At 74.2% G+C, this 3,585-nt stretch carries 1 protein-coding gene; it reads right to left on the reverse strand.

All coding sequences use genetic code 11. The annotated features are described in order from the left end of the window. Positions 1-85: 85 nt before the first annotated feature. A complete protein-coding gene (locus ACFCY7_RS40180) occupies positions 86-3,382 on the reverse strand; it encodes a tetratricopeptide repeat protein (protein ID WP_376491034.1) in 3,297 nt (1,098 codons plus the stop codon). Positions 3,383-3,585 lie beyond the last annotated feature (203 nt).

Raw genomic sequence — 3,585 nt, forward strand, 5'->3', positions numbered from 1 at the left:
GGTCCGGGTCGGACCACGCCCGGTGCCGGTCCCGCGCGGAGACGGGGTGGGGTCTACCGGGTCGGGGGGGTTGGTTCCGGGGGCGTCAGCGGCCTGCCGGGGTGCAGATGGTGGTCCCGGCCGGGGTGGGGACCGCGGCCAGGCGCCGCCGGAGGGCGTCGGTCTCGGGGACGCCCAGTCGTTCGGCGATGTCCAGGGCGGTCCGCAGGTGGGGGACGGCCAAGGCGTGCCTGCCGAGGGCGACGAGGCAGTCCGCGATCCCCTGATGAGCGAGCAGTTCCTCGTACAGTGCCTGGATCGTTCCCGCCAGGACGAGCGATTCGCGGTGCCGCGCGGCGGCCTGCTCCGGGAGGCCAACGGCCAGCAGCGCGGAGCCGTGGATGTGCAGGGCGGCCACCTCGCCGCCGAGGTCGCCGAGCTCGCGGAAGGCGGCGAGGCAGCGCTCGGCCTCGTCCCGCGCCAGGTCGTGCGCGCCCCGCAGGAGGGCGGCCTCCGCGAGGTGCAGCTTCGTGTAGGCGCGTCCCATCGCGCTGTTGACCTGCTCGCAGATGGCGAGGGAGCGGCGGAGGCAATTCTCCGCCTCCTCGATCTCGCCGCACCGGAAGTGGACCCGGGCGAGGTACGTCAGCGAGTTCGCCACGCCGAGCCGGCTTTCGATCTGGTCGTGCTTCCGCACCGATTCGGTCAGGTGTGCCTTCGCCTCTTCGTACGCGCCGGTGAGCCGCAGCACGTCGCCGAGGTCGGCGAGGACGTTCGCCTCCCCCAGGACGTTGCCCAACTCGCCGTACAGGGCCAGGGCCTGACGGTGGTGGGTCATGGATTCCGCGTACCGGCCCAGGGATCTGAGGATGTCGGCGAGGGTGGCGAGGGAGTTCGCGAGACCGAGCCGGTCTCCGGTGTCCCGGAACGACGCCAGGGCCAGGCCGACGCTTTCCGCGGCCTCCGGGTAGCGGCCGGCGAGTTGCAGCACGTGGCCGAGTTCGTTCCGGACCAGCCCCTCGTCCCGCCGGTCGCCGGTGCCGGCGAAGCACTTGAGGGACTGCTCCAGCGCGTCGGTGGCCTCCTCGTACCGGCCGGTGAACCGGAACACCCGGCCGAGGTCGTGCATCACCATGCCCTCGCGTCGGCGGTCGCCGCGCGAGCGGACCAGGAGCAGCGCCTGGAGCAGCCCGGACTCCGCCTGTTCGTAGGAGCCCTTGAGCGAGTCGACGATGGCGAGGTGGTGCAGGGAGAGGGCCTGACCGAGCTCGTCGCCGGCGGTCCGGGCAGCCGCGAGGGCGATCAGGTGCAGGTCCTGGGCCTCACCCCAGTGGCCGTCGACCCGCAGGAAGTCGTGCATCGCGGCGGGCAGGTACACGGCGGCCTCGTGGAGACCGTGGCGGGAGGCGTACTCGACGGCGGCGCGAAGGTTGGCGTGTTCGGCGCGCATCCACGCCGTCGCGTCGCCCGCGTCGGCGAACTCGGGCAGTGTCGTGGGGCGTTCGACCGTCAGCTCGGGCGGGTGCACCGCGTGCCGGGCGATTCTGGCCCCCGCGTCCGTCGCCGCGTGGAGGTAGTGGCCGAGGAGGCGCAGCACGGTCGGGTCCGCGTCGGCCGGCCCGTCGGCGTGTGCCAGGGTCCGGGCGTACTCGCGTACGAGGTCGTGCATCTGGTAGCGCCCGCGCGAGGGCTCGTCGACCAGGCTGTGGTCGCAGAGGTCCTCCAACAGGCGTCGGGCGGTGCCGAGTTCGGAGTCGTTCAGCGCGGCGGCGGCACGGACGTCGATGTCGCATCCGGGCAGTAGCCCCAGCCGGCGCAGCAGGGTGCGGGAAGGCGATGACAGCGCCCGGTACGACAGGTCGAACGCGGCGGCGACCGACACGTTCTCGGTGGCGAGGGCGGCGAGCCGGCCGGCCGCCGTCCCGAGGTCCTCGGCGATGTCCGCGGGGGACCAGCTCCGCCGGTGGCGCAGCCGGGCGGAGACGAGGTTGAGCGCCAGCGGCAGGTGGCCGCAGAGGTGTGCCAGCCGGGCGAGTGAGGGGTCGTCGGGTGTGATGTCCGGTCGGCCCGACCGGGTGATGAGCAGCCGTATCGCGTCGTCCTCGGCCAGCACGCCCAGGGTGATCGGTGCGGCACCGGTGAGCGCCTCCAGGCGACGCCGACTGGTGACGAGGACCAGCGAGCCCGCCGTACCGGGCAGCAGCGGTTCCACCTGGTCGGAGCCCGAGGCGTCGTCCAGCAGGATGACCATGCGGCGGCCCGCAATCCGGCTCCGCCACAGGCCCGCGCGGGCGGCGAGCCCGTCCGGCACGCGGTGGGGGCTCTCGCCGACGGCGAGGAGCAGCTCGGCCAGGGCGTCCTCGGGGGCGACGGGCGGGGTGCCGACGGTGTGGGCGTGCAGGGGAAGGAAGATCTGGCCGTCCGGGTAGTCCGCGCCCACGTGGTGGGCGACGCGCAGGGCGAAGGCCGTCTTCCCGACTCCGGGCATCCCGTCCACGGTGTGGAGGTCCACCGGTCCCGGCCCGCCCTCCGCTCCCGCGCGCAGGTCGGTGAGGAGGGAACTGATCTGCGCCTCGCGACCGGTGAAGGCGACCGGGTCGCGCGGCAGGGTCCTGGGTACGGACGCGGAGCCGGTCACCGGGCGGCCCGGCTGCTCGACGGGGGTGCTCTCGTCGTCCAGTACCTGCTGGAAGGCCGAACGCGCGCCGGGGCCGGGCTCGACACCGAGGGCGTCGACGAGTGAGCGGCGCAGTTCGTGGTACGTCTCCAGCGCCTCGGCACGGCGGCCGGTGTGGTGCAGCATCAGGATGAGATGCGTGTGGAAGGACTCGCGCAGCGGGAACTCGGCCGCGGCCCGCCTCAGTTCGGGCAGCAACTCCTCGTGGCCGCCCAGTCGGACGACCGCTTCCGCCCGGAGTTCGAGGCACTGCAGTCGTGTCTCCTGCCACCGGGTGAGGTCGGAGGCGGAGGCGGCCGCGAGGGCCGGGAACTCCTCGAGGGGCGTGCCGCGCCACAGTGCCAGCGCCGCCTCCGTGACGCGTGAGACGTGCTCCCAGTCCTCGGCGTGCCGGGCCCGGCGCGCCTCGTCGAGGGCGCCGACGAGGCGGTCGGCGTCGAGTTCCCCGTCCTCGACGCGCAGGACGAGGCCGCGGTCCCTGCTGAGGATCCGTGTCGGGTCGCCGAGGGAACGGCGCAGCCGGGTCACGTGGTTGTGCAGGGACGCGCGGGCACTGGCGGGCGGGCGGCCGTCCCAGAGCATCCCCTCCAGGCGGTCCAGCGTGACGACGCGATTGGGGGCCATCAGGAGCGCCGCGAGCAGGGCTCTGGGCAGGGGTGGGCGCGGCGCGCGTTCGTCCCCCCGGTCGTCCGTGGCCGACAACGGTCCGAGCAGCGCGAAGCGCATGACCATACCCCCCGGGTTCGAAGCGCGGGACAGGTCAGGGCCTCGCGCCAGCGCATCGTAACCGCGGTGGGGGACAGATCCACGATCTTGGTCCGTCACAGGCCTGTCGCGGGGGGCCCCCGCGCCGGGGGGGGGGGGCGGGGCCGCCCCCCGCCCCCGCCCCTCCTGTCGTCCCGGCTACCGGGCCGAGGAGGCCAGCCAGG

Source organism: Streptomyces sp. NPDC056361 (genome assembly GCF_042262805.1).
GTDB lineage: Bacteria > Actinomycetota > Actinomycetes > Streptomycetales > Streptomycetaceae > Streptomyces.